We start from the raw sequence: 26,757 nt of genomic DNA on the forward strand, positions 1-26,757 counted from the left end.
GAGAAAACGATGAGTTGCTCCGTATATGCTACATTGTCTCGCATCAGCCTTGGTACAGTCATCACAATCCATGCAGGTACTACTCCGAACCACACAGGTAGATTCCTAGGTATTGAACATGGTAACGTTGTTCTTGCAAGTAATAACACTGTCTTCTTTTTCCCGGTTGATAGAATCTCCGTTATCCACATCCCTTAATTAAAAAAGTTGGAAGAGACTGTCTGGAAGGTCAGAAATGATCGGATGGACGGTCTCTTTATTTCACGTTACACTTACTATAATTCGGTCGCTTCGATACTTTGTATCGGGGCGGCTTTTTGTGTTTCTTGTGTCCAAAAAAGGAGTGGGGACGTGTGCAGAGCTTTGATCAGAAATATGAGGAATGGCTGCAAATGAATTAAACAGGAAGCTAATCAGAGAAGGCGAGGATTGCTTGAAAATGGGCTTGGTCATGGCATAGTCTGATGGCGCTTGACCGTTGGATATTTCTTCCTGTCGCGTATCTTTCTATTAAAGATGAATCTTGGCGGTGTCGACAGCTCATCCTTTCCTTCATCGGTACTTTTCTCTCGACAGAGGTGGCGTCTGAGTTAACATTTCTTGAAGCTGAAGCTGTGCGTTATTCACGTCGCCTTTTGCGCCCGTTTACAGCAGTGGAGTTAGCAGACCATTTACGAGTCACGGATCGACATGCGCGGCGGCTCTTGCATAATTTAGTAGATCGTGACTTTTTGGTTGTGCATAGTGGAAACAAAAGGTATCGCACGTACTGCTTATGGACAGAGTCGACAAATACTACGAGGCGACAGAGTCCATCAGATATGGAACAGAGGCAAAAATATGCGAAATAACGGCGATGAGGTCCGTTAGCGAAATTACAAGTGTTATGGAAGTTGCTTCTAGATATTTTATCATCGCCCGCTTGTTTCAGCGCTCCCAACTTTGTCCATACTGCATAATGTTAGCACCTTATCGAGCAGGAGGGTCTTGGAACCATGTTGGCCGTTCATCAACGCATGGCGGAGTTATGGACAATACGCAGAGCGCGGGAGTTAACGCGAGCAGAGCAGGATGAGTTAATGCTGTGCATGGAAGCTAACGCGACCTATGTTTGGAATCGCTTAAAACTAGAAAATTTATCGCTTTGCGCCTCGCTTACAGGAGATTATGATTGGCTGCACGATATTTGCGAGCGCATTGAAAAGATTGAACCTAAGCACTGACCGAAAGGGGTCGGTGCTTTTTTCCTTTTCTGCTAGAGAGTGGACGGGTATAATGGTAGTAGTCTATTTTTAAGGAGATGCCTCATGGTAAGCTGGTTCAAGCAAGTGGGCGAAGGGCCCTATAAATTCTTAACTCTGGGTTTACAGCTACTGACAGCGCTATTCATAAGACTCTATCTTGCACCAATCTGGATGGGCTATGATACGGATGTCCGAACGTTCATGGCTTGGTCGGACCGTGCCTATACGGTTGGTTTGTCCGGCATGTATGACAATGCCAAGGAATATTTCCTGGATTACCCGCCAGGCTATATGTATGTCCTGTATGTTATAGGCATGCTGCACCACAAACTGTCCATCCCTTGGGAGAGTGGACAATCGTTATTACTGCTGAAATTCCCTGCCATTTTGGCGGATATCGTAACCGTTTATTTGTTGTTTCGACTTGCAACCAGCAGGGAGGACGGCGCGCGATCATGGCTGCAAGCGATAGGAATAGCTGCATTGTTTGCCTTTAATCCTGCGATCTGGTCGAACTCTGCGATTTGGGGACAGGTTGATTCGTTTTTTATGCTGTTTATTGCGGCGACATTTCTGATGCAGCAGCGCGGGAAACTGCCTCAAGCTTCCGTGTTTATCGCCTTAGCTTTGTTGCTCAAGCCGCAGGCGCTCCTTTTCGGCATTTTTCTGCTCATTGATGTTTTACGCAAGCGCAATTTAATGGTATTCCTGCTGAGTGTACTCAGTGGCATGACGACCATAGCGGTAGTTGCACTTCCTTTTGCCATTGGAAGAGGTTATGGATGGTTAATCGGGCTTTACTCCGGCACGCTGGCTTCTTATCCCTACGCTTCCCTGAATGCGTTCAATCTTATGGCGCTCTTAGGCGGCAACTTTATTGACATAAAAAAGAGTTTCCTGCATATCTCCTATGACAAATTGGGTATAGTGCTCATGATCCTTTCGATCTTGTATACTTGCTATTTGTATATCCGCAGCAAAGGTCAGAAGGGTGCCGTTTTGTATGTGGCTTTCCTATTTATAACGGCTATTTTTATGTGTATGACCAAAATGCATGAGCGTTATTTGCACTACGGGCTACTTCTAGTTCTTACGAGTTTTATTTATATCAAGGATCGCCGTATTCTTGGTCTGTTTATTGGCTTTAGTTTGACTCATTTCATCAATATCGCGGATGTACTGCTGCGAAGTTTTCATCAAGACTATCATATTCCACGGTATGATCCGTTGATGCTGGCTGTATCTGCCATCAATGTTATATTATTTGTTTATGCATGTATTTTGGGATGGAGGCTTTTCGTGCAATCACAACAAGAACAGAGTAATCAGGATGACCTCGTCCCGATTCCACAAGTCCCGATCACGGACAAGTGGACCGAGCGCTGGAATGCCATTTTCAAAGAAAGTAAGGATGGGATAGAACGAAGCCCGAGGGGACGTTTTTTCTCTAAAAAGGATGTGTTATATCTAGGTTTACTGGTCGTCATCTACACGATTATCGCTTTATTCCATCTGGGTGGACACAAAGCGCCTACTACTTTTTGGAAGCCGACAACCACTGGGGAAGCCGTCGTTGCTGACCTCGGCAGCTCCCACAACATTACTAGAATTAACACTTTTGCCGGTGTTGGGGAAGGTTCCTATTCCTTCTGGTTCTCACAAGATGGCCAACAGTGGCAGGATCAAATCTCTGTCAAATCCGATCATACCAAAGTTTTCACATGGAACGCGGTAGAACCGATGAAAGATGCTCGTTATGTTAAAGTGGTCATTGACGGGCAGGAAAGTGCACCGCTGCATCTGCATGAAATCGGGATTTTCGGGGATGGCAATTCGACCATTTTACCGATTACTGATCTGAAAGAGCAGGATATAAACCCGGCGGACGAAGGAAAAACAGCGAATTTATTCGATGAATCCAGCGTAGTACCGTACACGCCTACGTACATGAACGGGACTTACTTTGATGAGATTTATCACGCAAGAACGGCTTATGAACATCTTCACAAAATAGAGCCTTATGAAAGCACGCATCCGCCGCTAGGTAAAGTGCTCATGGCGATCGGCATTTACATATTCGGGCTCAATCCGTTTGGATGGCGTATTATTGGAACGCTGTTCGGGGTTGGTATGATTCCCGTCATCTATGTGTTTGCCAAGCGGATGTTCGGCCGTTCTGAATATGCTTTTATTGCGGCATTCCTCTTAACGTTTGACTTTATGCACTTTGCGCAGACACGCATTGCGACGATCGATGTTTACGGTGTATTCTTCATCATGTTGATGTTCTATTTCATGTATCGCTATACGACGCTAAGCTTTTATCGGGAAAAGCTCTGGGCCACATTGATCCCGCTGGGGCTGTCCGGCCTCTTTTTCGGAATAGGTGCGGCCTCCAAATGGATCGTGATTTACGGCGGTGCGGGCCTGGCCCTTCTGCTGCTATTATCTTTATTAGAGCGTTATAGCGAATACCGGTTCGCTCGGCGCTTGCTGCAGGAGGATGAGCATAAAGCACCAGCTCAGGTTCAGGTGGATACGGAAGATCCAGAGCAGGTCATCTCATCTTGGGATGAGGCTGAGGAGGATACGAAGCCGGCTTTATCCGATTCGGAGCGCAGCCGATTACTGCTTGTGCAGAAACTATTTGCAAAAAATACGATCCTTACTCTCCTGTGGTGCGTACTAACGTTTGTTATCATTCCGTTAGGTATTTATACGCTATCGTATATTCCTTTCATGATGGTTCCGGGACCTGGACATCAGCTGAAGGATGTCGTCACTTATCAGGTGCATATGTACAAGTATCATAAGGATTTGGTAGCGACTCATCCGTTCTCATCCCCTTGGTGGGAGTGGCCGATGATGCTGCGCCCGATCTGGTATTATCAAGCCAAGTTTATGCCGCAGGGCATGTTGTCGAGCATCGTCTCGTTCGGAAATCCGCTGGTTTGGTGGCCTGGCTTTATCGCGGTCATCTGCTCGTTCTATGTGGCTGTGAAGAGGAAAGATAAGCTGCTGCGCATGCTGTTAATCGCTTATTGTTCCCAATACTTGCCATGGATGCTGGTGCCGAGGCTCACTTTTATTTATCACTATTTTGCCATGGTGCCGTTCCTGGTGCTCATTCTGACCTACTATATCAAAGATTATTTGGAAGAAGGTCCGCTTCATAAAAGAAGATGGGTTTACGGTTATTTACTAGGCGTATTCGTCTTGTTTGCTCTGTTCTATCCGATTCTTTCAGGGATGATGATTCCATCGAGGTATTCCTTCTTCCTCCGGTGGCTGCCGGGCTGGAACTTCTTTTAAGAAAAGTGGTTGACGTGCCTGACAGGCGATGGTAAGATAATCCCAAGCAAAATACTATGAATTAAAAGTCGACCGAACAACAGGAGACTCCGACCTTACATTGAACAATGGAAGCGGGGTTTCTTTTTTATCCAAAAACCATAATGGAGTGTGAACGAAATGGCGAAGGTAGTCATTATCTCAGGAAGTCCAACCCCCACATCCCGATTACACGGGGTTATTGAAGTAGCGAAGAATGAATTGGTGCAAGCGGGTCTTACCGTAGACTGGATCAAAGTGCGCGATATCCCTGCAGAAGACTTGCTGTACGCCAAATTTGACAGCGAAGCCATTGTGAGCGCGAACGCGCTTGTTGCTGCAGCAGATGCCGTTTTTGTAGCTACGCCTGTTTACAAAGCCTCCTATACCGGTGTGCTAAAAGCATTCCTTGACCTGCTCCCGCAAAAGGGGCTGGAGCGTAAAATTGTGCTCCCTTTAGCCGTAGGCGGTACTCTATCTCACTTGCTCGCCATCGATTACGCGCTTAAACCGGTGCTGTCCGCATTGGGCGCACAAAATATTTTGCAAGGTGTGTATGTGCTTGATAAACAGGTGACTTGGGGCGAACAAGGACAAGCCATTCTAGAGGATGAAATTTCTACTCGGTTACATGAGTCCGTCACGCAGTTTATCCAAGAAATTAACTGGCATACCAGTCGCTAAATTGGCATACAGATGACATAACCCGCCATTAGTATTCACTTGCTGATGGCGGGTTTTGTGTGGCTGCATTTAGATAGACAGCTGTTCAAGGAGGAGAAGCAATGGGTTTATTTGATGGTTTAATGGGGAACGCCTCGGAGCTTAATCTGGCGGATGTGAATAAGGAATTTGCTCATGTGTTGGCAAGTTCAGAAATGATCGAAAAAGCGTATAAACTGATCCGTGATCTTTTTATTTTTACCAACAAAAGGCTAATATTAGTAGATAAACAAGGATTGTCGGGCAAGAAAATGGAGCTTCACTCGATTCCTTATAAAAGCATTACCCATTTCAGTATTGAGACAGCAGGTACTTTTGATCTCGATGCAGAAATGAAGATATGGATCAGCAGCACACATACGCCGATTGAAAAAAAGTTTAACAAAAGCTTAAACATATACGAACTTCAGAGCGTACTAGCTGAGTACGTTTTGAAATAAATGAGGGAACATAGTGTTTGAACCGCCATTGGTAACTTTTACTGATGGTGGTTTTTTGTGCCGGGGAGAGCGCTGTCGTGCTATACTGAACATATATTTATTTGGATAGGAGCGATTATGTTGTCAGAGAATTCATCGGGTTCCGTGCTGCTAGTTGACGGGATGGCGTTATTATTTCGCGGTTATTACGCGACTTCATCGAGCGGTTATATTATGAAAACAGAAAACGGTGTGCCGATTAATGGCGTATACGGTTTTCTGAAATATTTACTTGATGCGATTCAAACCTTTAAGCCTTCTCACGTGGTGTGCTGCTGGGATATGGGGAGTAAAACGTTCCGTACGGAGAAATTTGAAGCATACAAAGCGAATCGCGGGCCTGCCCCGGAGGAGTTAATTCCACAATTCGATTTGGTAAAAGAAGTGACGGCCAGCTTTAACATCCCGAATATTGGTGTTGTCGGTTACGAAGCTGACGATTGCATCGGAACACTGGCCCGTACATACAGCCCGCTGACGAAAGTTCAAATTTTGACCGGAGATCATGATATGCTCCAGCTTGTGAATGAGAGCACGGAAGTCATTATTATGAAAAAAGGGCACTCCAACTACATGGTTTATACCCTGGAAACATTGATGGAAGAGAAAAGTCTGACGCCTGCGCAGATTATTGATCTGAAAGGTCTAACCGGCGACACGGCGGATAACTACCCGGGCGTCAAAGGAATCGGCGAGAAAACAGCGACCAAGCTGCTGAACGAGTATCAGGATATTGGAGGCATTTTGGAAAATCTGGCGGCGCTGCCCAAAGGTGTTCGAGCCAAAATTGAAGCGGAGTTGGAGATGCTGCATCTATCGCGTGACTTGGCGACGATTCGTCTGGATGCGCCTGTTGCCTGTGCGCTTGAGGATTGCGGATGGGCGATGGAGCGGGAGAAAGTGATCGCGAAGTTCGAGGAAATTGCGTACAAAGGATTAATCAAGTTAATCGGTTAATATAAAATGGAGGGTGCCGAATAGAATTGGCAGCCTCCTTTTTGCGCGTGCTAGCAAAAGCGAGCAAGCTGTTCAATGAGCAGCCCTAACGCTGCTTCTTATCGTTTTTGGCGAGAAATGAGCTACTTCTCTCAGAATTTCATCGCCGATTGCCGATAGCGGAGCGGAGTAGTTTTGGTAATCTGCCGAAAGACACGGCCGAACTGGACTAAGGAGCCGAAGCCGACCTGTTCAGCAATCATGATTACTTTCAGTTTGGTCTCTGTGAGCAGCCTTTGCGCTTCCTGGACACGAACAAGATTGATATATTCGACAAGTGAAAATCCGGTGATCTCCTTGAACATACGGCTTAAATACGCCGGGCTGATTTCAAATCTTTCCGCTAGCTCTTCCAATCGCAGAAGCTCGGCAAAATGGGTGTTAATGTAACGCACAATCGTCGATATTTTCCGATGTAAAGGAGAGACATGCTCCGGTGATGTGACCGGATGCTGGCGAATAAAACGTGTAGTGAACAGCAGCAGCTCGATCAGAAAATGACGCAAAGCGAAGGTTTGTCCGAGCTGAGGTTCTTTTGCTTCATGAATCATTTTGCCGAGAATGTCTTCGACAAAACGACGTGTCGGGAGATCGAGCCTGAGCACCGGCGCAGTATGCGTGAAGGCATCGAGCAGGAAAGGAGCATCGGATCTCATGCTCTCCAGGAAGTGATCGCTGAAATTCATCACGACACGCGCATGCCCAAGCTTATCGGAGTCCGAAGTAGCGTGAAGCTCGCGCCGATTAATGAGCACCAGGTCTCCCGGAAGGATGAGATACGAGCGGTCCCGAATGAAATACATGCGCTCACCTTCGTACAAATAATAGAGCTCATACATATCATGCATGTGCTGTGTTCTCTCGAACGATCCATGACGATGAATATGTTGAATATAAAATGGGCCTTCATCCTCATTGCCGAAGGTGACGGTGCTGGGCATCAGAGTACTCCTTTTGTTCAAGTTGTTGTAATGGAAGTATAACATAAGCGCAGTGAAAAATATGAATAGTTTTCCTTGAAAATAGGAATAGATGAAGAGAAAACGCTCCTAACTTGCGATATGATTAAGCTATAAGAAAATAGCAAACGTTTGCAAAATAAGGGAGGAACACACAAAATGAAAGAGCTTATAGACGCAATCAAATCAGGAAATACATCAACGCTATCAGCGCCAGGCGTTAAAGTATATGGTTCATCTTTAACACAAATTGGAAATACTTCGCTTGTTATGGTACGTACGGAGGCTGGAAAGCGGCTGGTTGCGGTTGGTGAGAGCGATTTGTACAACCAATTAAACGGAGAAGTTGTTGATGGCGCGAAAGTGGCTCCATTAACGCACGAGAACCGTTTGACACTGAATCAATTCTTGCCTTATACGGCCCCGCAAGCATTTGGCACGCAGGTGGCTACGATGGGTCTGGGTGATCGCCTTGGTATTGCAAGCCCTGGACATATTCAAACGATTCGCGGCAGAGATATCCGTCCCGTGTTGGCACAGCAAAGTATTCGTGAGCTTGCGCTTACAGGCAGAACGTATGAGGATGTTTTGGACGCGGCTGCTTATGCGGTTTTCCAAGAAGGCTACAAAGATGGCTATGGCGCAGACGGCGACCATTTGAAGAAAGAGGAAGACATCGAGTATGCACTGCGTCTTGGCTTTACGATGCTGACGCTCGATTGCTCGGAGAACATCGACAACACGATTGAAACATTGTCCGCAGATGAGGTCGCAGTTAAATATGCAGCTTTGCCAGCCGGTTTGCGTGAGCACTATGAGAAACGTTACTTGGAGACGCCTGCTGATGTACCAGGTGCAGCACTTAACTACACGCGTGAAGCGCTCCAAAAAGATGTGCTGATCTACGACGCAGCCATTAATTTCATGGAAGCTATTTACCGCAAATATATCGCAACGCTGGATCGTGCGGTTGATTTTGAAATTTCGATTGATGAGACGGCTACACCGACATCGCCTGAAGCCCACTACTTGGTAGCGAACGAGCTTCGTGACCGTGGGGTTACGATTTTCAGCATGGCGCCGCGCTTCTGCGGGGAATTCCAAAAAGGGATCGACTACATTGGCGATATCGCGCAATTTGAGCGTGAGCTGGCGAGCCATGCGGCGATTGCCGTACATTTTGAATACAAGCTGAGCATTCATTCCGGTAGCGACAAGTTCAGTGTGTTCCCACTAATCGGGCAATACACGAAAGGTTTGTTCCATATCAAAACGGCAGGTACAAATTGGCTCGAAGCGGTACGTGTTGTAGCAAAAGTAAACCCATCCCTGTATCGCCGCATGCATCAATTTGCTTTGGATCATTTTACAGAAGCGACAGCTTATTACCACGTGACGACGGACATCGATGCCATCGTTCCTCTTGCTGAAGTCGCGGATGCCGATCTGCCAAACTACATGGAAGAAAACAATGCGCGCCAATTGCTGCACATCACATACGGCCTGCTGCTGCAAGCAAAAAATGCCGATGGCAGCAAGCAATTTGCTGAAGAATTCTTCCGTACGATGACGGAGCAGGAAGACGTCTTCGCTGAAGGTTTGCGTCATCATATTGGCAGACATTTGGAGCTGCTCGGTAAATAATTAAAAAAGAGGCAATCCTCAAGCGCTTTGATCTGCTTGAAGATTGCCTCTTTCTTATTCTTGATTCGAAGGTTCATTCCGGTTATCATCTGCGCCAGGATAGTCCCGTTTGAGGCCTTCATGCAGCTCGTGATTTTCATAGGAAAACCGGTTCGGCGGGCGCTGATCTTTTCGCCAAGGCGTGCTTTTGCCCAGCGATTCCGTGTTTAGGCTTGTGCCATAAGGGCCTTCGGGAAATTCCTCAGGAATCAGGTCGTTTCGCTGAGATTCGACCGTCTCCAAATCGGTGTATACATCTCGCTGCTCGGGTATGAACCCCTTTGTTTCGGTATACTTATCTTTCGCGGATTCTTCAACACTCATGGAAAATGCCTCCTCATCTGGGTTGCGCATGCTTTTTCCAGTGTCCCCCGCTGATCCGTTAAATATCCGTGAAATGAATGGAACCGATAATTTGGGATAAAAATTCATTCAGTTCCAGTGCTTGCTCTTCATTGAGCTTGAATACGTACTCCAGGTATCCCTCTTCGGCCAAGTCATCCGGACCAATTACCGCACTGCGTCCTGATTGTAAGTCAATCACAAGCTTTTTGCCGTAATAACGGGTTGTAGTCATGATTGCAAGGTCAAAACGGTGCAGCGCATTGCCGACGAAGCATACAAAACGCGTTGTCGTCTCTTCTTGATGGTCGTATAAAAAGTCATAATCAGACATAAGGGCCCTCTTTTCATTCTGGTATGTCTTTCATTATAACCGAAATAGGCTTGTCAACAAAACATAGGTTGCGTCCATCTTACAAACATGGTATGATTTGGATATTAGAAAAAGGGAAGCACCTTTTCAGCCTAGCTGAAGAGGTGCTTTTTCGTTTTTCTTACCCTATTTTCGTAAACGTTTGGAGGAGGTAAGTATGAACATTGTTTTTTTAAACACATTGGAGAAAGAAACGGGGGATCATCGCGTATTATCAGCACAGGTGTCGATTGCTGAAGAGCAGGGCGTGTGGAATGTATTCTGGAACGAGCCCGACAGCGCGGGCAAGCCGCAGCAAGCACAGTGGTACCAGGGGATGAGCTGGGATGAGATGCTAAGCATCTTCCGTCATGGTTTGCGCGAGAAGTTTCGCAGCGGCTTTCGTCCCATTGTGAGCTCGGAGCTGGAATCCGTCCAAGTGCTGTCTGGTAAAGCGAGAATGACGCAGATGCTGACTTATTATTGCGAAGAAAACCCAAGCGAAGAAGTGTACGAGCAGCTTCGTGCGTGGAGACGCGAACAAGCCTCGCGCGAAGGCAAAGCGCCGTATATTCTCGCCACGAACCGGGTGCTGCGCATAATATCTGTTTTCTTACCCCAAAGCAAGGAAGAACTTCAGCAAATACCCGGCTTTGGTGAGCAGAAGACCAATATGTATGCGGGGGATATTTTAAAGATTACCGCAGAATATACGCGCACGAACGGCTTTCCGTTAGATTGGGTTGCTAAGAGCGTCGATATCGTCAAGTTCGAGTCCTGGCTCCTTGCTCAGAAGGAGCAGAAGCTGCGTATGGAGCTGGATCGTGAGGTCAGCAAACGCAAGCTGCTCGAGATTACTGCCCGCGGAGGCAGCTTGGCTGATCTTCAAACCGATTTGACGATGCCGCGCAGAGAGCTCTTGCTGTGGGTAGAGGAACTTGACCGGGAAGGCTATGATATGGATCTGTTAGTGGAAGCAGAATTAGCTTCGGTCCCGGAGGAGGAACAGATCAAAGCATGGAACGCTTTTGAATCGGAAGGCGACCGTTATCTGAAACCGGTTCTTCAGCGTATGGGCGGTACGGAAGAACTGAAAGGCAAAGAACTCGACCGCGCTTATGAGTGGCTGCGATTGCTGCGATTGCGTTTTCGCAAGGAGAAGGAAAGCATGAGCGCACAAGCTGCAAGCTAGTATTGACAGAGCTTTGGCAGATATGATTAAATGGTCAATAATCTTAATAGCAATCAAAGCGATGACGAACTGGGGCTAAGCCCTTAGTAGGAGTACTGCCGCTGCTGCAGAGAGTCGGTGGAAGGTGCAAACCGATGCAAGCATAGCTCCGAATTACCGTTCCGAGTTGGTTGAGGGAACATGCTCTGTTTGAGAGCATCAGTAGCTTATACCCGGCATTCGATGCCGTTACAATGACTAAGTGAAAGAGAAGGCTGCGAATGAGAGTCGCAGATGCTTCGCTTTAATTAGGGTGGTACCGCGAGACAACCGTCTCGTCCCTTTGTGGACGATTTGGTTGTCTTTTTGTTTTTTTTTATAACGATGAGGAGGGATTGCAAGATGACGGGGATCGAATTAACCGATGCACAAAGGCAGGAAGTCGAGCGCCAACTGCAAATCATTAAACGTGGTGCGGCTGAAATCATACCGGAAGATGCTCTGAAACAGAAAATTACCCGGGCAATTGTGACGGGGAAACCATTGAAAGTGAAATTGGGCTTAGATCCATCTGCGCCTGATATTCATATTGGGCACACGGTTGTCTTGCAAAAGCTTCGGCAATTTCAAGAGTTAGGCCATGAAGTTCAGCTGATCATTGGAGATTTCACGGGTCGAATTGGCGATCCAACGGGGAAGTCGGAAACGCGCAAGCAGCTGACAGAAGAGGATGTTCAGCATAATGCTCAAACGTACCAGACGCAGCTGTCCAAAATTTTGGATTTCACCAAAACAACCTTTTACTACAATTCTAGTTGGTTGGGTGAACTGAAATTTGATGATGTGCTGAAGCTTGCGGGTAAAGTAACGGTGGCGAGGATGCTGGAGCGGGACGATTTCGCCAAAAGATACGCGGCTAATCAACCGATTCATGTGCATGAATTTTTCTACCCGTTAATGCAAGGCTACGATTCCGTTTCACTTGAGACCGACATTGAGCTTGGCGGTACGGATCAGACATTTAATATTTTGATGGGACGCACGCTGCAAGGCGCCTATGAGGTGAAAGACGGCCAAGTGGCTATTCTGATGCCGCTGCTCGAAGGGCTGGATGGCACGCAGAAAATGAGCAAAAGCTTGAAAAATTACATCGGTATCGATGAGAACGCGAATGAAATTTTCGGCAAAACGATGTCGATTCCGGATTCGCTTATGCTGAAATATTATGAGTTAACGACTGCGATCTCAAGCGAGGCGCTTCAGGAGTTGAAAGAGGGACTGGAGGCGGGTTCCGTCCATCCAAGGGATGCCAAGATGAAGTTGGCGAAGGAATATGTGCGTATGTATCATGGTGCGGAACAAGCTCAAGAGGCTGAGCAGCATTTTATTACGGTCTTTCAGAAGCGGGCGCTGCCGGACGATATCGAAGAAATGCAGATCAGCGAGGAACTTCTCGAAGCTGGCCAGATCGCCATCATTAAGCTGCTTGTTTCTATGGGGCTGCAAGCTTCCAACGCAGAGGCAAGACGCAGCATTGAGCAAGGCGCGGTGAAAATTAATGAAACGAAAATGACGAATATCCATGAAACACTCCAGCCGCAGGACGGCGATATTGTTCAGGTAGGAAAACGAAAGTTTGTGAAAATTAAGCGGGTTTCGCCATAACCTAAAAAAGGGCCTCTTGAACAGCAATCCGCTGCTTCAAGAAGCCCTTCCTTTTATTTATAGCCATTCTTTTTTACGGAATAAAATATACATAGCAATACCTAACACACCCATAAACGCTAAGACGAACTCATCGCCGTGAGCGACATGGAGCCCTAGAATGTTATCAAAGTTCATTCCAAACACCCCTGTAATGAACGTCAGCGGCATGAAAATGGTTGTCAGCGCGGTAAATACCCGCATGATATCATTCGCGCGATTCGCCAGGCTGGACTGGTAAGCTTCTCGTAAGTTCCCCATCAGATCGCGGAGCGTATCGAATGTATCCACTATTTTGACGGCATTCTCATAAATGTCGCCAAAATATTTCTGAAGCTGGTGGTCGATCAGCCTGAGATCCTTCTTGCCGAGTGTACCGATCACATCACGTTGTGGAACAAGCACTTTTTTGAGCCAGAGAATTTCCGAACGAAGTCCGATGATCTCATTCAAGTGCGTTTTTTTGGTCGCTACCAGAATATCTTCTTCCAGCTTTTCAATCTTGGCCTCGATACGGTCACCAACCGCAACGTAGTTATCGACGACAAGATCGACTAGATGGTATAGGAAACGATCGGCGCTGTTGACCTCCTCTTCCCAGAGAAACGGCTTTAAAGCGCGAAGTTCATTGATTTTTTGTCTAGTAACGGTAATAATGACATGTTTGCTAAGAAATAGATTAAGTCCGCGAAGGAAAATCTCCTCATCATCAAAACGAATGCTATTTATCACGATAAAATAATGCGAATCATAAAATTCAATCTTAGGACGCTGCTCCTCTTCGCTCAAACAGTCCTCCACGGCCAAATCATGTAGATGGAATAAAGGTTGAAGAAGTTCTAAATCCTCGATCCCTGCATCGATCCAATAAAAGCCTTGTTCTGGAGGTGTTAGTGCGACAGACACGTCTTCGACCAATGTGAAAATGCCATTCTGAACCCACCGTGTTTTCATCTGATCCACCCCTTTGCATGGAATCAGCCGGTTACGTTCATCATGTGCGCGAGACTACGAATGATGGAATAACCGACTGCATTCCTACACTATAAAATTTACAAAACTTGCAGGTGCTACTCCTCGGTTCCCCGTCCAAACGTATGCCCCCCTTTTGCGTCCATGTCGAATAATACTTGTCTAGTATAACCCTTCATATACCCTGTTTCAAGCCAAAAAGTTTGGCGCAACAAGTAAGAATGTGCTTTAGATACTCTATGGATTCAGGGCTTGTTCGGTGTCAAAAAAAACCGCCATGAATTACATGGCGGCTTTCAAGATCTTTCCTTTCATTTCTTGATAAATGTCTATCAGTTCAGGATTACCTCGGAGCAGCAGATCTTCTTCACTCTCTGCTCCGTAGACTCGACATAATAAGGCAGCGGCATCCTCAGCTTGTTGCCTAGTTGGCTTCGATGTTTCAATTAGAGCGAAATATCGATTTAATGAAGCGAAAGCAGAGAAGTTATCCGAAGATGGTGCGGACATAATGGACCCCCTTTTGATGGTTAGATAATGTAATCAGTTTGATATTTATTTAACCCTGTTTTGAGCTATTTAAACACCAAATCACGATACATTTCGTATCAATAATATCATAGATGGACAGCCTGATGCAATTTCTTTGTTTTTGCAGGTTGTCAGGATCGGTTAATGTCTTGACTTTACATTATTTTATAGTATGATGATTTTAATCGCATACGTTTCATTTTCTTATCAAGAGTAGGTGGAGGGACTAGCCCTATGACACCCGGCAACCGACAAACCTTTGCAAGCAAAGGGATGCACGGTGCTAATTCTTGCGGAACCGCTTGTAACAAGCGAATCTGGGAGATAAGAGAAGGACATTGACAGTGACATTCCATGGCCTTTCTCTGATTCCAGAGAGAAGGCCATTTTTGCATTTCCATACACCCAAAATAAACCATGAAGAGGAGTGAACAGGATGCCGATCAAGATTCCTGACAACCTGCCTGCCAAAGAAATTTTAAACCAAGAGAACATCTTCACCATGGACGAATCTGTCGCGTATCACCAGGATATACGTCCACTTCGCATTGCTTTGTTAAATTTGATGCCTACCAAAGAAACGACCGAGACGCAGTTGCTGCGCTTGATTGGGAATACGCCGCTGCAGGTGGAATTCGTTCTTCTGCATCCGAAAACTCATACATCCAAGAACACCTCCGTTGAACACCTGGAGATGTTCTATAAAACTTTTGACGATATTAAAGAAGAAAAGCTGGATGGCATGATTATTACGGGTGCCCCAGTCGAACAGATGGAGTTTGAAGATGTGAATTACTGGGAGGAGTTGACGCAAATCCTGAATTGGAGCAAAGAAAACGTCACTTCAACCTTGCATATTTGCTGGGCAGCCCAAGCGGGCTTGTATCATCACTTCGGGGTTCGTAAATTTGCGCTGGACAACAAAATATTCGGTGTATTCCCGCACACGGTAGAGGTGCCGAATACGAAGCTGCTTCGCGGATTTGATGAAATTTTCCACGTGCCGCAATCGCGCCACACGGATGTTCGCCGTGAAGACATTGAGCGATGTCCGGACCTGGAGATTTTATCCGAATCAGAGGAATCCGGTGTTTATATCGCGGCAACACGTGATGGCAAACATATCTTCGTAACGGGCCATTCCGAGTATGATGCGAATTCATTGAAGTGGGAGTACGATCGGGATGTGAGCAAAGGACTTCCTATTGATATCCCCAAAAATTATTATCCCAACAATGATCCTAGCCGGCAGCCTTATAACACTTGGAGAGCCCATGCGAACCTGCTGTTCTCCAATTGGTTGAACTATTATGTGTACCAAGAAACGCCTTTTGAGCTTACCGCTAATATCAATGAAAGCCTGGCAAGTGCGTCTCTGTAATTCGAACCCAAATCATGAGGAGGAACTCCCTTTGTTGAAAATCGAAAGTCGTCTCGCCCAAATTGGCTCCATCGAAGAACCTGTAACCGGAGCTGTCAGCTTCCCTGTTTATCAAGCTACTGCTTTCCGTCACCCGAAGCTCGGTCAAAGCACCGGTTTTGACTACGCGCGTACCAAAAGCCCAACTCGTAAAGTGCTTGAGGATGCGATCGCTCAATTGGAATCCGGAGATGCGGGTTTCGCATGTTCATCCGGCATGGCAGCCCTGCAAACGGTTTTTGCCTACTTTAGCCAAGGCGATCATTTGATCGTTTCCTTGGATTTATATGGCGGTACGTACCGTCTGCTCGAGAAAATCATGTCTCGCTTCGGTGTGACGGCTACGTACGTAGATACGAACGATTTGGACGGCTTGGAATCTGCCTACCGTTCGAATACCAAAGGGCTGATCATTGAGACGCCGACGAATCCACTCATGATGATTACAGATATCGAGCTTGTATGTACATGGGCCCGTAAGAAGGGTATTGTGTCCATTGTCGATAACACGCTTTTAACTCCTTATTTACAGCGCCCATTAGAGCTGGGGGCAGACATTGTCGTTCACAGCGCGACCAAATATTTGGGTGGACATAACGATGTGCTTGCCGGTTTAATTGTGACCAAGGGCAAGGAGCTTTCGGAGCAGATGGCCTTCCTTCACAATTCGATTGGAGCCGTGCTTGGGCCGCAAGACAGCTGGCTTTTGATGAGAGGTATGAAGACATTGGCGCTTCGTATGGAGCGTCATGAACAGAATGCAACAGCCATCGCGAACTTCCTGCTGGAGCACCCGCTGATCAGTGATGTTTACTACCCGGCACTGGAGTCTCATCCAGGTCATGCTATTCAAAACAAACAATCGAGCGGAAACACAGGGATTTTCTCCTTTAAAGTGAAAGACGCCAGACTGGTTGAGCCGATTCTGCGTCACATTCAGCTTATCGCTTTCGCTGAGAGCTTAGGTGGCGTTGAATCGCTGATGACATATCCAGCTGTACAAACGCATGCGGATATTCCGCTTGAAATTCGCCAACAAATCGGCGTGGATGACCGCCTTCTGCGCTTCTCTGTCGGCATTGAGCATCAGGATGACCTTATAGCTGATTTAGCGAATGCGCTTAGCCAAGCACAAGCAGAATTAGAAGGAGAATCCCTGTAATGAGCCATTCACCGAACGATAAACGCAAGCCGCACGGCAAATTCGCTACCAAACTCATACACTTTGGCGCTGAAATTGATGAAGTAACAGGTGCTTCCAGCGTGCCTTTATATCAAGCGTCAACCTTCCATCAAGCCGATTTGGAGGTTTCTCCGGAGTATGATTATACACGTTCCGGAAACCCAACCCGTCAAGCCTTGGAAGACTACATTGCCCTTCTCGAAGGCGGAACGCGCGGCTTTGCTTTTGCTTCTGGCATGGCCGCGATTTCCTCGGCATTCATGCTTCTTTCACAAGGAGATCATGTGATCGTGACGGAAGACGTGTATGGCGGTACATACCGCTTGCTTACAACGATTATGAATCGGATGGGGGTCGAATCAACCTTTGTTGATATGACCGATATGGCCCAAGTTCGTGCAGCGCTGCGTTCTAACACAAAAGCAGTGTTCCTGGAAACACCTTCCAATCCGACCCTCAAAATCACCGACATCGCAGAAGTAGCTGCTTTTGCCAAAGAGCACGATTTGCTGACGATGCTGGATAATACATTCATGACGCCATATCATCAACGTCCAATTGAGTTAGGGATTGATATTGTACTTCACAGTGCAACCAAATTCCTGGGTGGACACAGTGACGTCCTGGCTGGACTTGCCGTAGTTGCGAATGACAGCTTGGGCCGCAGAATGAAGCAGATTCAGAATGGATTAGGCAATGTTCTTGGCATTCAAGATTCATGGCTGCTCATCCGCGGAATGAAAACTTTGAAAGCCCGTATGGAAGTGTCGGAGAAAAGCGCGCAAAGATTGGCACAATGGCTATCTGAACAGCCTGACGTTGAGGTCGTGTATTACCCGGGTCTTCCGAACCACCCACGTAGAGAGATTCATGAAAAGCAGTCTCTTGGCTATGGAGCCGTAGTTTCCTTTGATGTAGGTTCCGGCGAAAAAGCGAAAAAGATGCTGAGCAAAGTGCGCATTCCGCTGGTAGCCGTTTCTCTAGGCGCTGTAGAAAGCATTTTGTCCTATCCGGCTATGATGTCTCATGCAGCGATGCCGAAGGAAGTTCGCCTGCAGCGAGGCATTACGGACGGTCTTGTCCGGTATTCGGTTGGTCTTGAAGACATTGAAGACATCATTGAAGATCTGGAGCAAGCGCTTCGCGGTTAAACGTTCCGGAATTCCCAGAATAGTCATATTTGAAAAAGGTTCCTACGTATGAAAGCAGCAATTTGCTGCTTTTTTGGCATGAGTATGGTACGATAAATGGATACGAGCCATCAGAAATTAAAGGAGTGAAGAGCTGTGAAACCGATCGATCGTATTTTAAATAAAGCACAATCAGGCGGCCGAATTGATGTAGAAGAATGCATTACACTGTTCGAATCCGATCAAATAGAGAAAATTGGCGATACTGCGAATCAAATTATGAAGAAATGGCATCCGGACCCGATTACCACGTTCGTTATTGGCCGGAACATCAACTATACCAATATTTGTGATGTATACTGCAGATTCTGTGCGTTTTATCGTGCGCCTGGTTCAGCTGAAGGATATGTATTGCCGGACGAGACGATTTTCCAGAAGATTCAAGAGACACTGGATGTCAACGGTACGGAGATCCTGATGCAAGGCGGTACCAACCCGAACTTGCCATTCAGCTATTACACGAACATTCTTCGTGAGATCAAGAAGCGTTTTGACATTACGATGCACTCTTTCTCACCAGCTGAAATTATGAAAATGAAAGACGTTTCAGACGGATTATCCTTAGAAGAGGTAGTTCGCCAATTGCACGAAGCTGGACTGGATTCCTTGCCTGGCGGCGGCGCCGAAATTTTGGATGACCGTACTAGACGCAAAATCAGCAAGCTCAAAGGCTCTTGGCGCGACTGGATGGACGTCATGCAAACCGCTCACAAAATTGGTATGCACACAACGGGTACCATGGTAATCGGTTTTGGTGAGTCGATGGAGGAGCGCGCGCTTCACATGCTGCGTATCCGTGATGCACAGGACGACGTATTGATGCAGAAGCTTAATACACCTGGTTTCCTTGCATTCATTCCGTGGACGTTCCAACCGGATAATACGAACATGAAGGCGGAGAAAGTAACGCCTGAAGAGTATTTAAAAACACTGGCGATTAGCCGGATTATGCTCGATAATGTGCCGAACTTCCAATCTTCTTGGGTTACAATGGGACCTGAAGTGGGTAAACAGACCCTGAGCTATGGCTGCAATGATTTCGGCTCTACGATGATTGAAGAAAACGTGGTATCCGCGGCGGGCACGACACACAAAGTTAACGTTACCTCAACGCTGGACATCATCCGCCAAGCGGGCAAAATCCCTGCGCAGCGGAATACGAAATATCAAATTTTGCGTGTTTTCGATGACGAAAACGTGAAAATTGATAAAGATTTTGTTATGCAGAATTAATAATAAAGAGGCCTCCTTCCACTAGTGTAGTGGTTGGAGGCTTTTCTGCGTTAATTATCGCACTTCCTTCAAGGGAGCGGTGTGAATGATCGTTTTATTTTTACCCGTTTTCTTGGCTGTGTATAGGGATTGATCGGCGCCGGCGAAAAGCAGCTCTTTGGAAGTTCCAGGTTGGTACTCGCTGAGCCCGATAGAGATGGTGACAGATTGGCCGTTCAGCTCTTCCTGTTTCATTTGGGAAATTTGCCAACGAATTCGTTCGAGCAGGTCAAACACCACATCAGTGTTCTTCTCTGTGAAAATGATAGCGAACTCCTCACCGCCATATCGTGCTACAAAATCATTGAGACCCACATGACTTTTCAAGGTGCTGCTGACGTTCTTCAAAACGGCGTCACCGGCTCTGTGGCCGTAAGTATCATTGACTTTCTTGAAATTGTCGATGTCGAGCACAGCGATATGAATGCAGAAGTGACCTAAAGCGTTTTGCACAATAAGCTCATCCAAGTATTCATGGAAGGTAATATGATTGTACAAATCGGTTAGCGCATCTGTTTTGGAGAGCTTGTCCATAATAATATTTTTGATCAATAGTTCCTGTTTCAACTCCGTTGTTATTTGCAAATTGTTCAGGATTTCAACACCGCGCTTGATAATGCCGAATGTAATGATCGAAATAATGGTCAGCACCGGCAATATCGTCAGCAGATCTATGAAGGTGTAATCTGCGAGTAAGCGCAATTTGACAAGAAAAAGAATAGAGAAGGAGACTAGAGATAAACCTATGGAGTATATAATCTTAGAAAATTGCAGGTAAAAAATAGAAACGAAAATTGGAAGCAAAAGATAAAGGATAACTAGATTTATTTCATAATTGAAGAAAATAATCGTGAAGGATAAAATCGCACCGCCGCTTATAATCTGGTAATCCAAGTGATTTTTATAAAATTTATTGGTCGTTTCCAGCATAAGCAAGATGAGGATCATGGTAAGGACGGAGACAATGAGATGCCCTGACGTAAGGGATGCATCCCTTTTTGCAGTGAAAGAGTAGAGAAGTTCGAAAGGTAGTTGAATCATGACCAGGAACCAGTAGGTGTTCAGCAGCTTGCGGTTCCAAGCGTGTCTGTGCAGTTGATATGCGTCTATTTGCATGGATACTCACTCCAATATGAGACTAAAGCACTACGATGACTATCATAGCATGAAAATTTGTGGGATTGGAATAACTTTACTTAAAGATTTGATAAAGAATACTGAAAGGAAATGGCAATTTGTTCGTTGTATATCTCCTACCTATCGACCATATACTCTTAAGAGGAGGATGTATTGATGGAAGGAGTGAGGGTATGGAGCTGTTTACTATCGTGATCATGAAGGTTGATGAGTCCTATGTGCGTTCGCTAAGCGCTCAAATCGAACGTGAGCTGCAACTTTTACATATGGTTGAAAGTGGATGGACTATTGCATACGAATTGTCAGAAACACATGCATATATCCGCCTGGAATCGAAGCTGACGGACGAGGAAATTTCAGCGATGCGACGCCAAATGTTGCCGAATCTGGCTGGTGTATTGGCAGATCACATCATTGCGGACAAGGAATCAAGTATCTTGCGTCAATTGCTTATCAAAGAGTTTAAATATGAGGCCAAGGAAGATTTGGAAGCTATCGAAGGGTACTGTAAACCAACGGTTTATACAGATACAGGGACAGAGGACTTCCCTGTTCTTACCAACAGTTTCGGCATTCAGCGGCGCAGACAAGTCTTAGTCGACCAGCTAATGTTGGCATTAGAAGAAACTTCAAGGCTCAGTTTGGACGGCTTCCTGCATTTCCGTTTGCAAGATTACACGGACGAGCTGCGGGAAATCGCGGAATATGCGATAGACGAATTCATGATGGATCGCCAGTACCAGGAATTTATTTCTCTTTTGCAATATTTTGTGTATATTCAAGAAGCCAAAATTCCGGTTGTTCATCTCATTCACAAAGGCGGGCATGAGTTTGTTATTTTGAATGATCGTATGGAACTCATTGATGCCAATGAATTTGATGCTTCTTTCAAGATGGAAATGTTGGAGAAGGACATTAATTTTGAAGATATGATCGTGAGCACGTTGATAACGGTATCTCCTGCAAACATCTATATTCACACGAGAGACGCTGACATGACGATTATCAAAACGATTAGGCAAATCTTTGAAGATCGAACGACGGTGTGCTCCTACTGCCGAACATGTGACATTTATTTGGGGGAAGCCAAAAAACAAGACCAACTATCCCCTTGACCTTGGACGAAGAGCCAATTATAATAGTGAGCGAAGGCGTTAATCAAAGACAAGAACTTTCTGCAAGAGCTGTACAGAGAGAGGAGACCAGGCTGCAATCTCCTTCAGTGAAACAGATTGTTTACCCCTTTGTAGCCGTGTTGTGGAATTCTGCCTGATTTGCAGGCTGTTAGTATACAACACCGGAATCATTCCCGTTACCGAATGCTGATGAGGATTCGCCATGCTCGATAAGACATGCAGCGAATCGAACTAGGGTGGAACCACGAGCTGAGCGCACTCGTCCCTTATGGGATGCAGTGTGCTTTTTTGCGTTCAATCATATATATATACAGGAGGAACGAAGATGGTTGTACAAGTGAAATTACCAGATGGCGCAGTGAGAGAGTACGCAGTTGGAACGACCATTGAGCAAGTGGCGGAATCCATTTCTTCCGGATTGAAGAAAAATGCGGTAGGTGGTAAAGTGAACGGAAAATCGGTTGATTTGTCGTTCGCTTTGGAAAATGATGCTGACGTTGAGATTTTAACGCTCGACAACGAAGCGGGATTGGAAATGTATCGTCACAGTACAGCTCATTTAATGGCTCAGGCTATTAAACGCATTTATGGCGAAAAGGCTGTTAAATTAGGAATCGGACCTGTCATTGAAGACGGATTCTACTACGATATCGATTTGGAAACGCCGTTGAATCCAGAGGATTTGGTGAAAATCGAGAAGGAAATGGAACGTATTTCTAACGAAAACCTGGCGATTACTCGCCGTGTGGTTTCCCGTGAGGAAGCGATTCGCATATTCACTGAGATGGAAGATCCGTACAAACTTGAATTAATCCGTGATTTGCCGGAAGATTCCGTGCTCACGATTTATGATCAAGGTGAATTCTTTGACCTATGCCGCGGACCGCATCTGCCATCAACTGGCAAGATCAAAGCTTTCAAACTGTTAAGCGTAGCTGGTGCCTACTGGCGCGGAGACGCGAAAAACAAAATGCTGCAGCGTATTTACGGAACTGCGTTCCCTAAAAAAGCGCAGCTGGATGAGCACTTGCATTTGCTTGAAGAAGCGAAAAAACGTGACCACCGCAAGCTGGGTAAAGAGCTGAAAATGTTCGCATTCTCCCGTGAGGTTGGTCAAGGGTTACCGCTTTGGCTGCCAAATGGAGCTAAATTGCGACGTACAATGGAACGCTACATTGTAGACTTGGAAGAGCGTTTAGGCTATCAACACGTATACACTCCGGTTCTTGCCAACGTGGATCTATACAAAACTTCCGGTCACTGGGATCACTATAGCGAAGATATGTTTCCAAAAATGGTCATGGACAATGAAGAACTAGTTCTTCGTCCGATGAACTGCCCGCATCATATGATGGTCTATAAGAGCGATATGCGCAGCTACCGGGATCTGCCGGTTCGTATCGCAGAGCTTGGCACCATGCACCGTTATGAGATGTCAGGCGCATTAACCGGTCTACATCGTGTTCGCGCTATGACACTGAATGACGCTCATATCTTCTGTCGTTTGGATCAAATTAAAGAAGAGTTCTCACGTGTAGTTACTTTGATCCGTCAAGTTTATGCTGATTTCGGCATTACGGATTACCGTTTCCGCCTTTCCTACCGCGATCCTAAGGATACTGAGAAGTACTTCCAAGATGATCAAATGTGGGAAACTTCCCAACGCATGCTGCGTGAAGTTGTAGAAGAGCTAGGACTTCCATTCTACGAAGCTGAAGGGGAAGCTGCATTCTACGGTCCTAAACTTGACGTACAAATCAAAACAGCGCTTAAGAAAGAAGAGACTCTTTCCACAGCCCAAATTGATTTCTTGCTGCCGGAGCGCTTCCAGCTTGAGTACACAGGGGAAGATGGCCAGAAGCATCGTCCGGTTGTTATTCATAGAGGGATCATCTCGACTATGGAACGGATGACAGCTTTCTTGCTTGAAAATTTCGCAGGTGCTCTGCCAACTTGGTTAATGCCAGTACAAGCCAAAGTCATTCCGGTATCGCCTGCCTTTGAGGAATTCTCAAATAAGGTTACTGAGCGTCTATTGGCTGCAGGTATTCGTGTTGAAGCGGATAACCGCAATGAAAAGCTGGGTTACAAGATTCGCGAAGCGCAGCTGGAGAAAATTCCATTCATGCTCGTTGTCGGGGAAAATGAAGTAACGAATGAAAGTCTGTCTGTCCGTAAACGCGGTCAAGGGGACCTGGGTACACATCCGATTGATCAAGTTATCGGCATGATCAATGAAGAAATAAGCAAAAAACTATAATCATATAAAACGAAAGCAGAGAAGAGTGATTCTTCTCTGCTTTTTTTGTTTTCAAAATTAGGCATTTTGGTATGTATAAGGGAACGCAAAGGGGGCATTTTAATCAGTGAGTCTGCATATGGAGGTTTAATTCTGGAATGAACTGGACAACCTGCAATAGTAGGGGAGGTATCGAAACAATGTTTACTGCGTTATTTACGAAGCCCAAATGGCTTGGAACATGGATGATCATGAATGTTTTGATTGCGCTTTTCGGACAAGAAACAAGAAACACGGCAGAAACCGTAAGCCATATACAAGTGCCGCACCAAATGGATGCTCCGAGCAATTCGGAACCTGTTTCTGTGCCAGTAACACAAGATCGTAGGCAGCAAGTTAATTATCGCTATGTGCCGAAACTGGACTCCGATTTGTCCAAGCTTAAGTCGGTTGAAGTGACGGCTACCGGCTATTATGCGGGTAAAGAATCCACGGGTAAAAATCCGGATCATCCTGAATACGGGATTACCTTTTCAGGAATCAAAGTAAAGCGGGACGACAAAGCGCTATCGACTATCGCTGCAGACACGAAAGTCTTTCCGTTGGGCACGGTTTTGTTTATTCCGGGATACGGTTACGGGGTAGTTGCCGACACGGGAAGCGCGATTAAAGGGAAGAAAATTGACTTGTATTTTGACACGAAAGATCAGGTCTACAAGGAATGGGGCAAAAAAACCGTCAAAGTCTTTATCGTCAAGCAGGGGAGCGGCAAGGTGACGGAGCTCATTTGGAATCAATTGAAGGATGAGATCTTGTCTCCTACCAAATCGTTATAAAAATGGTTCAGGCTAAACTTTTTCATCATAAAAAATCCTGTTTGGGAAACCATATACATACAGGAGGTGATTGAACATGGCTAAGAACAAAAACAACAAGAAAGCAGCACAAGACGTAGAATTCGCTACGGAAACTGCGGTACCTAACAAGCAGCAACAAACGAACACACAAAACCAAAACAAATAACGAATAACCATAGCGATATTAAAAAAAAGCAGGGATCCTAAGGGGCTCTGCTTTTTTTATTTCTTTTCATCGTCGCCTATTTTCGATATAATGTAGCAAAATCTAACATTTGCCCATCTGGGAGGAGTGCCAATTGCTTATGCAGGCAGAGACGAAACTAAAAGCTTGGTTGTATGGTCTTATTCTCATCGGTATTGCCTTAAGTGTTACGGCTTTATTTTCAACATCTTTTTGGTTTACGGCTGCGAGTTTGGCTGTTTTTTTGTTTTTAGGGATATTGATCACTGTTATGAATAAGTCATCAAGCGTTTCACTCGACTCTGAAAAGCAGCAGCAGGAGCAATTCCGAACCTTTATTCAGGAATCACAAGTCGTGGCTGATCGATTGGCAGCGGCGGTAGAAGAAGTGAATCGCTCAATTAGCCAACTTCTGTACATTGCCGATGCGTCCATTCAAGGGGAAGAGGATCTGAAGGCTCGCAGCGATCAAGCGGTAGGACAGCTGCAGGAAGCGTTCGCAGCGATTCAGCAGGTGGCGGCGGCAGCCGACCATATTTTAGACTCATCGTTACATATGCACAAAGAGAGCGAACAGACCAAAGACACGGTTGTCGATGTATGCCGCTCCCTGAATGCCACAGACGAAGTCATGAGCGATCTGCATATCAATAATGATACGATGCAGCGTAAGATTCAGGATCTGACCACTCATACTTCTAAAATCGAAGAAATCAATACGTTCATTGCTGAAGTGGTCAATCAAACGTCGTTGCTTGCTCTTAATGCTTCCATTGAAGCCGCTAGAGCGGGTGAGCAAGGGCGGGGCTTTTCGGTTGTCGCACAGGAGATCAAGAAGCTGGCTGCACAAAGCCATGAAGCGGTGACAACCTCATCGGAAATTCTGACCGCTATTGAGAGTGGCGTTGCGCAAGTTGTCGCAGCAGTTGCAGAAGAGAAGAAGTCGGTTGCTTTAGGCATTAGCGAAATGAAGGTGATGAAGGAAAAGATCGATACGATTTTCTCGCTTATCCTGCATGTCAACAATCTCGTTGCAAGTACGACAACCTCAACCAAAACGCAGTCCACCTTAGTAACAGGTACGAGGTCCTCGCTCGGACAAGTGGTAGATTTGATGAACGAAACCATGAACAGCGTGGAGAACACGCTTTTGCAAATGAAAAAGCAGCGCCAGGAAGTTTCGATGCTTCAGCACATCAATCAAAATCTTGATCGCTCGTCGACAGAGCTTATCCAAGCTATTCAAGCCGTTGGTTTGCAAAATACGAAAGGGACAACCAACGTTAATATTCAAGAGATGAAGCAGCTGCTCAGCGCTCTTGTCCTCAAACCTGACATCACTTCCTTGATCGATGGGAATCATGCCGCTCAATTAAGCGCAGTTTTGAAGAAAACAGATGGTATTGAGGCGATCTGGTCGAACCGGGCAGACGGGACCTTCATCTTTTCACTGCCTGAAGCCGGCCTTGTGAATGGGAAGGGGAGAGAGTGGTGGAAGCGGGCGATGGCCGGTGAACTCTTCGTTTCGGAGGAATACGTGTCAGCTATTACGAAGAAACCGTGTATTACTTTATCCAAAGCGATAATAGGTGACACGGGAACCCCGATTGGTGTCGTAGGAATCGATTTAATCTTGAAATAATGGTTCTCAAA

General features: G+C 46.0%; 23 protein-coding genes, 1 riboswitch and 1 other annotated feature. Of the genes, 17 read left to right on the plus strand and 6 right to left on the minus strand.

Annotated features, from left to right (window positions below; all coding sequences use genetic code 11):
- Positions 1-9 precede the first annotated feature (9 nt).
- The 6 genes from RQP52_RS19155 to RQP52_RS19180 all read left to right on the plus strand — a co-directional run bounded on the left by RQP52_RS19155 (position 10) and on the right by RQP52_RS19180 (position 6,733).
- On the plus strand, positions 10-198 hold the full coding sequence (locus tag RQP52_RS19155) for a hypothetical protein (protein WP_315953345.1): 189 nt from the start codon (positions 10-12) through the stop codon (positions 196-198).
- Positions 199-995: 797 nt separating this feature from the next.
- Positions 996-1,223 carry a DUF7667 family protein gene (locus tag RQP52_RS19160; RefSeq protein ID WP_315953346.1) on the plus strand — a complete coding sequence of 76 codons (228 nt, stop codon included), beginning with the start codon at positions 996-998 and terminating at the stop codon, positions 1,221-1,223.
- 84 nt (positions 1,224-1,307) lie between these two features.
- Positions 1,308-4,556 carry a glycosyltransferase family 39 protein gene (locus tag RQP52_RS19165; protein WP_315953347.1) on the plus strand — a complete coding sequence of 1,083 codons (3,249 nt, stop codon included), beginning with the start codon at positions 1,308-1,310 and terminating at the stop codon, positions 4,554-4,556.
- Between the two features lie 159 nt (positions 4,557-4,715).
- On the plus strand, positions 4,716-5,258 hold the full coding sequence (ssuE, locus tag RQP52_RS19170) for an NADPH-dependent FMN reductase (protein ID WP_315953348.1): 543 nt from the start codon (positions 4,716-4,718) through the stop codon (positions 5,256-5,258).
- Between the two features lie 101 nt (positions 5,259-5,359).
- Positions 5,360-5,737: a PH domain-containing protein gene (locus RQP52_RS19175; protein WP_315953349.1), complete on the plus strand. Its 378-nt coding sequence runs from the start codon at positions 5,360-5,362 to the stop codon at positions 5,735-5,737.
- Between the two features lie 117 nt (positions 5,738-5,854).
- A complete protein-coding gene (locus tag RQP52_RS19180) occupies positions 5,855-6,733 on the plus strand; it encodes a 5'-3' exonuclease (protein WP_315953350.1) in 879 nt (292 codons plus the stop codon).
- A 131-nt stretch (positions 6,734-6,864) separates the two neighbouring features.
- On the opposite strand, the gene RQP52_RS19185 is transcribed toward RQP52_RS19180, so the two are convergent.
- Positions 6,865-7,713 (minus strand): helix-turn-helix transcriptional regulator, encoded by an 849-nt coding sequence (locus tag RQP52_RS19185; protein ID WP_315953351.1) that lies wholly within the window; start codon positions 7,711-7,713, stop codon positions 6,865-6,867.
- Between the two features lie 177 nt (positions 7,714-7,890).
- Between RQP52_RS19185 and RQP52_RS19190 the strand changes: the two genes are divergently transcribed.
- Positions 7,891-9,375: a tagaturonate epimerase family protein gene (locus RQP52_RS19190; protein WP_315953352.1), complete on the plus strand. Its 1,485-nt coding sequence runs from the start codon at positions 7,891-7,893 to the stop codon at positions 9,373-9,375.
- A gap of 54 nt (positions 9,376-9,429) precedes the next feature.
- On the opposite strand, the gene RQP52_RS19195 is transcribed toward RQP52_RS19190, so the two are convergent.
- Both RQP52_RS19195 and RQP52_RS19200 read right to left on the minus strand, forming a co-directional pair.
- Positions 9,430-9,738, minus strand: a complete 309-nt coding sequence (locus RQP52_RS19195; protein WP_181646387.1) for a hypothetical protein — start codon at positions 9,736-9,738, stop codon at positions 9,430-9,432.
- Between the two features lie 58 nt (positions 9,739-9,796).
- Positions 9,797-10,090: a DUF3055 domain-containing protein gene (locus RQP52_RS19200; RefSeq protein WP_167061910.1), complete on the minus strand. Its 294-nt coding sequence runs from the start codon at positions 10,088-10,090 to the stop codon at positions 9,797-9,799.
- Positions 10,091-10,286: 196 nt separating this feature from the next.
- Here RQP52_RS19200 and RQP52_RS19205 point away from each other — a divergent pair, with 196 nt between their 5' ends.
- Together RQP52_RS19205 and tyrS are read left to right on the plus strand one after the other, a co-directional pair.
- Entirely contained in the window at positions 10,287-11,300 is a 1,014-nt protein-coding gene (locus tag RQP52_RS19205) for an HRDC domain-containing protein (RefSeq protein ID WP_315953353.1), read from the plus strand.
- A 52-nt stretch (positions 11,301-11,352) separates the two neighbouring features.
- Positions 11,353-11,625: a binding site (T-box leader), on the plus strand.
- A 56-nt stretch (positions 11,626-11,681) separates the two neighbouring features.
- Complete coding sequence (gene tyrS / locus RQP52_RS19210; protein WP_315953354.1) at positions 11,682-12,944, plus strand: tyrosine--tRNA ligase; 1,263 nt, start codon at positions 11,682-11,684, stop codon at positions 12,942-12,944.
- A 57-nt stretch (positions 12,945-13,001) separates the two neighbouring features.
- Here tyrS and corA read toward each other — a convergent pair whose 3' ends face one another.
- Positions 13,002-13,937, minus strand: coding sequence for a magnesium/cobalt transporter CorA (gene corA, locus RQP52_RS19215; RefSeq protein ID WP_315953355.1), 936 nt, complete (start codon positions 13,935-13,937; stop codon positions 13,002-13,004).
- A 300-nt stretch (positions 13,938-14,237) separates the two neighbouring features.
- Positions 14,238-14,465, minus strand: coding sequence for a hypothetical protein (locus RQP52_RS19220; RefSeq protein ID WP_127457775.1), 228 nt, complete (start codon positions 14,463-14,465; stop codon positions 14,238-14,240).
- Between the two features lie 222 nt (positions 14,466-14,687).
- A riboswitch (SAM riboswitch) is annotated at positions 14,688-14,817 on the plus strand.
- Between the two features lie 105 nt (positions 14,818-14,922).
- Here RQP52_RS19220 and metA point away from each other — a divergent pair.
- From metA to mqnC, 4 genes are all read left to right on the plus strand, one after another.
- Positions 14,923-15,867: a homoserine O-acetyltransferase MetA gene (gene metA, locus RQP52_RS19225; RefSeq protein ID WP_315953356.1), complete on the plus strand. Its 945-nt coding sequence runs from the start codon at positions 14,923-14,925 to the stop codon at positions 15,865-15,867.
- 34 nt (positions 15,868-15,901) lie between these two features.
- A complete protein-coding gene (locus tag RQP52_RS19230) occupies positions 15,902-17,068 on the plus strand; it encodes an aminotransferase class I/II-fold pyridoxal phosphate-dependent enzyme (RefSeq protein ID WP_276562821.1) in 1,167 nt (388 codons plus the stop codon).
- Positions 17,068-18,240 carry a trans-sulfuration enzyme family protein gene (locus RQP52_RS19235; RefSeq protein WP_315953357.1) on the plus strand — a complete coding sequence of 391 codons (1,173 nt, stop codon included), beginning with the start codon at positions 17,068-17,070 and terminating at the stop codon, positions 18,238-18,240. Before RQP52_RS19230 ends, RQP52_RS19235 begins: the two co-directional genes overlap by 1 nt.
- Positions 18,241-18,375: 135 nt before the next feature.
- Positions 18,376-19,512, plus strand: a complete 1,137-nt coding sequence (mqnC, locus tag RQP52_RS19240) for a cyclic dehypoxanthinyl futalosine synthase (protein WP_315953358.1) — start codon at positions 18,376-18,378, stop codon at positions 19,510-19,512.
- A gap of 54 nt (positions 19,513-19,566) precedes the next feature.
- Here mqnC and RQP52_RS19245 read toward each other — a convergent pair whose 3' ends face one another.
- The gene (locus RQP52_RS19245) at positions 19,567-20,667 is read right to left on the minus strand and encodes a GGDEF domain-containing protein (RefSeq protein WP_315953359.1); all 1,101 of its coding nucleotides are present in this window, start codon (positions 20,665-20,667) and stop codon (positions 19,567-19,569) included.
- Positions 20,668-20,861: 194 nt separating this feature from the next.
- Here RQP52_RS19245 and ytxC point away from each other — a divergent pair, with 194 nt between their 5' ends.
- From ytxC to RQP52_RS19265, 4 genes are all read left to right on the plus strand, one after another.
- Positions 20,862-21,803, plus strand: coding sequence for a putative sporulation protein YtxC (gene ytxC, locus RQP52_RS19250; protein ID WP_315953360.1), 942 nt, complete (start codon positions 20,862-20,864; stop codon positions 21,801-21,803).
- Between the two features lie 346 nt (positions 21,804-22,149).
- Complete coding sequence (gene thrS / locus RQP52_RS19255; protein WP_315953361.1) at positions 22,150-24,084, plus strand: threonine--tRNA ligase; 1,935 nt, start codon at positions 22,150-22,152, stop codon at positions 24,082-24,084.
- Between the two features lie 179 nt (positions 24,085-24,263).
- Positions 24,264-24,899 carry a 3D domain-containing protein gene (locus RQP52_RS19260; RefSeq protein ID WP_315953362.1) on the plus strand — a complete coding sequence of 212 codons (636 nt, stop codon included), beginning with the start codon at positions 24,264-24,266 and terminating at the stop codon, positions 24,897-24,899.
- Between the two features lie 326 nt (positions 24,900-25,225).
- On the plus strand, positions 25,226-26,746 hold the full coding sequence (locus tag RQP52_RS19265) for a methyl-accepting chemotaxis protein (RefSeq protein WP_315953450.1): 1,521 nt from the start codon (positions 25,226-25,228) through the stop codon (positions 26,744-26,746).
- Positions 26,747-26,757: the final 11 nt, after the last annotated feature.

It is taken from the genome of Paenibacillus violae, from assembly GCF_032461945.1.
GTDB classification, from domain to species: Bacteria; Bacillota; Bacilli; order Paenibacillales; family NBRC-103111; genus Paenibacillus_E; species Paenibacillus_E violae.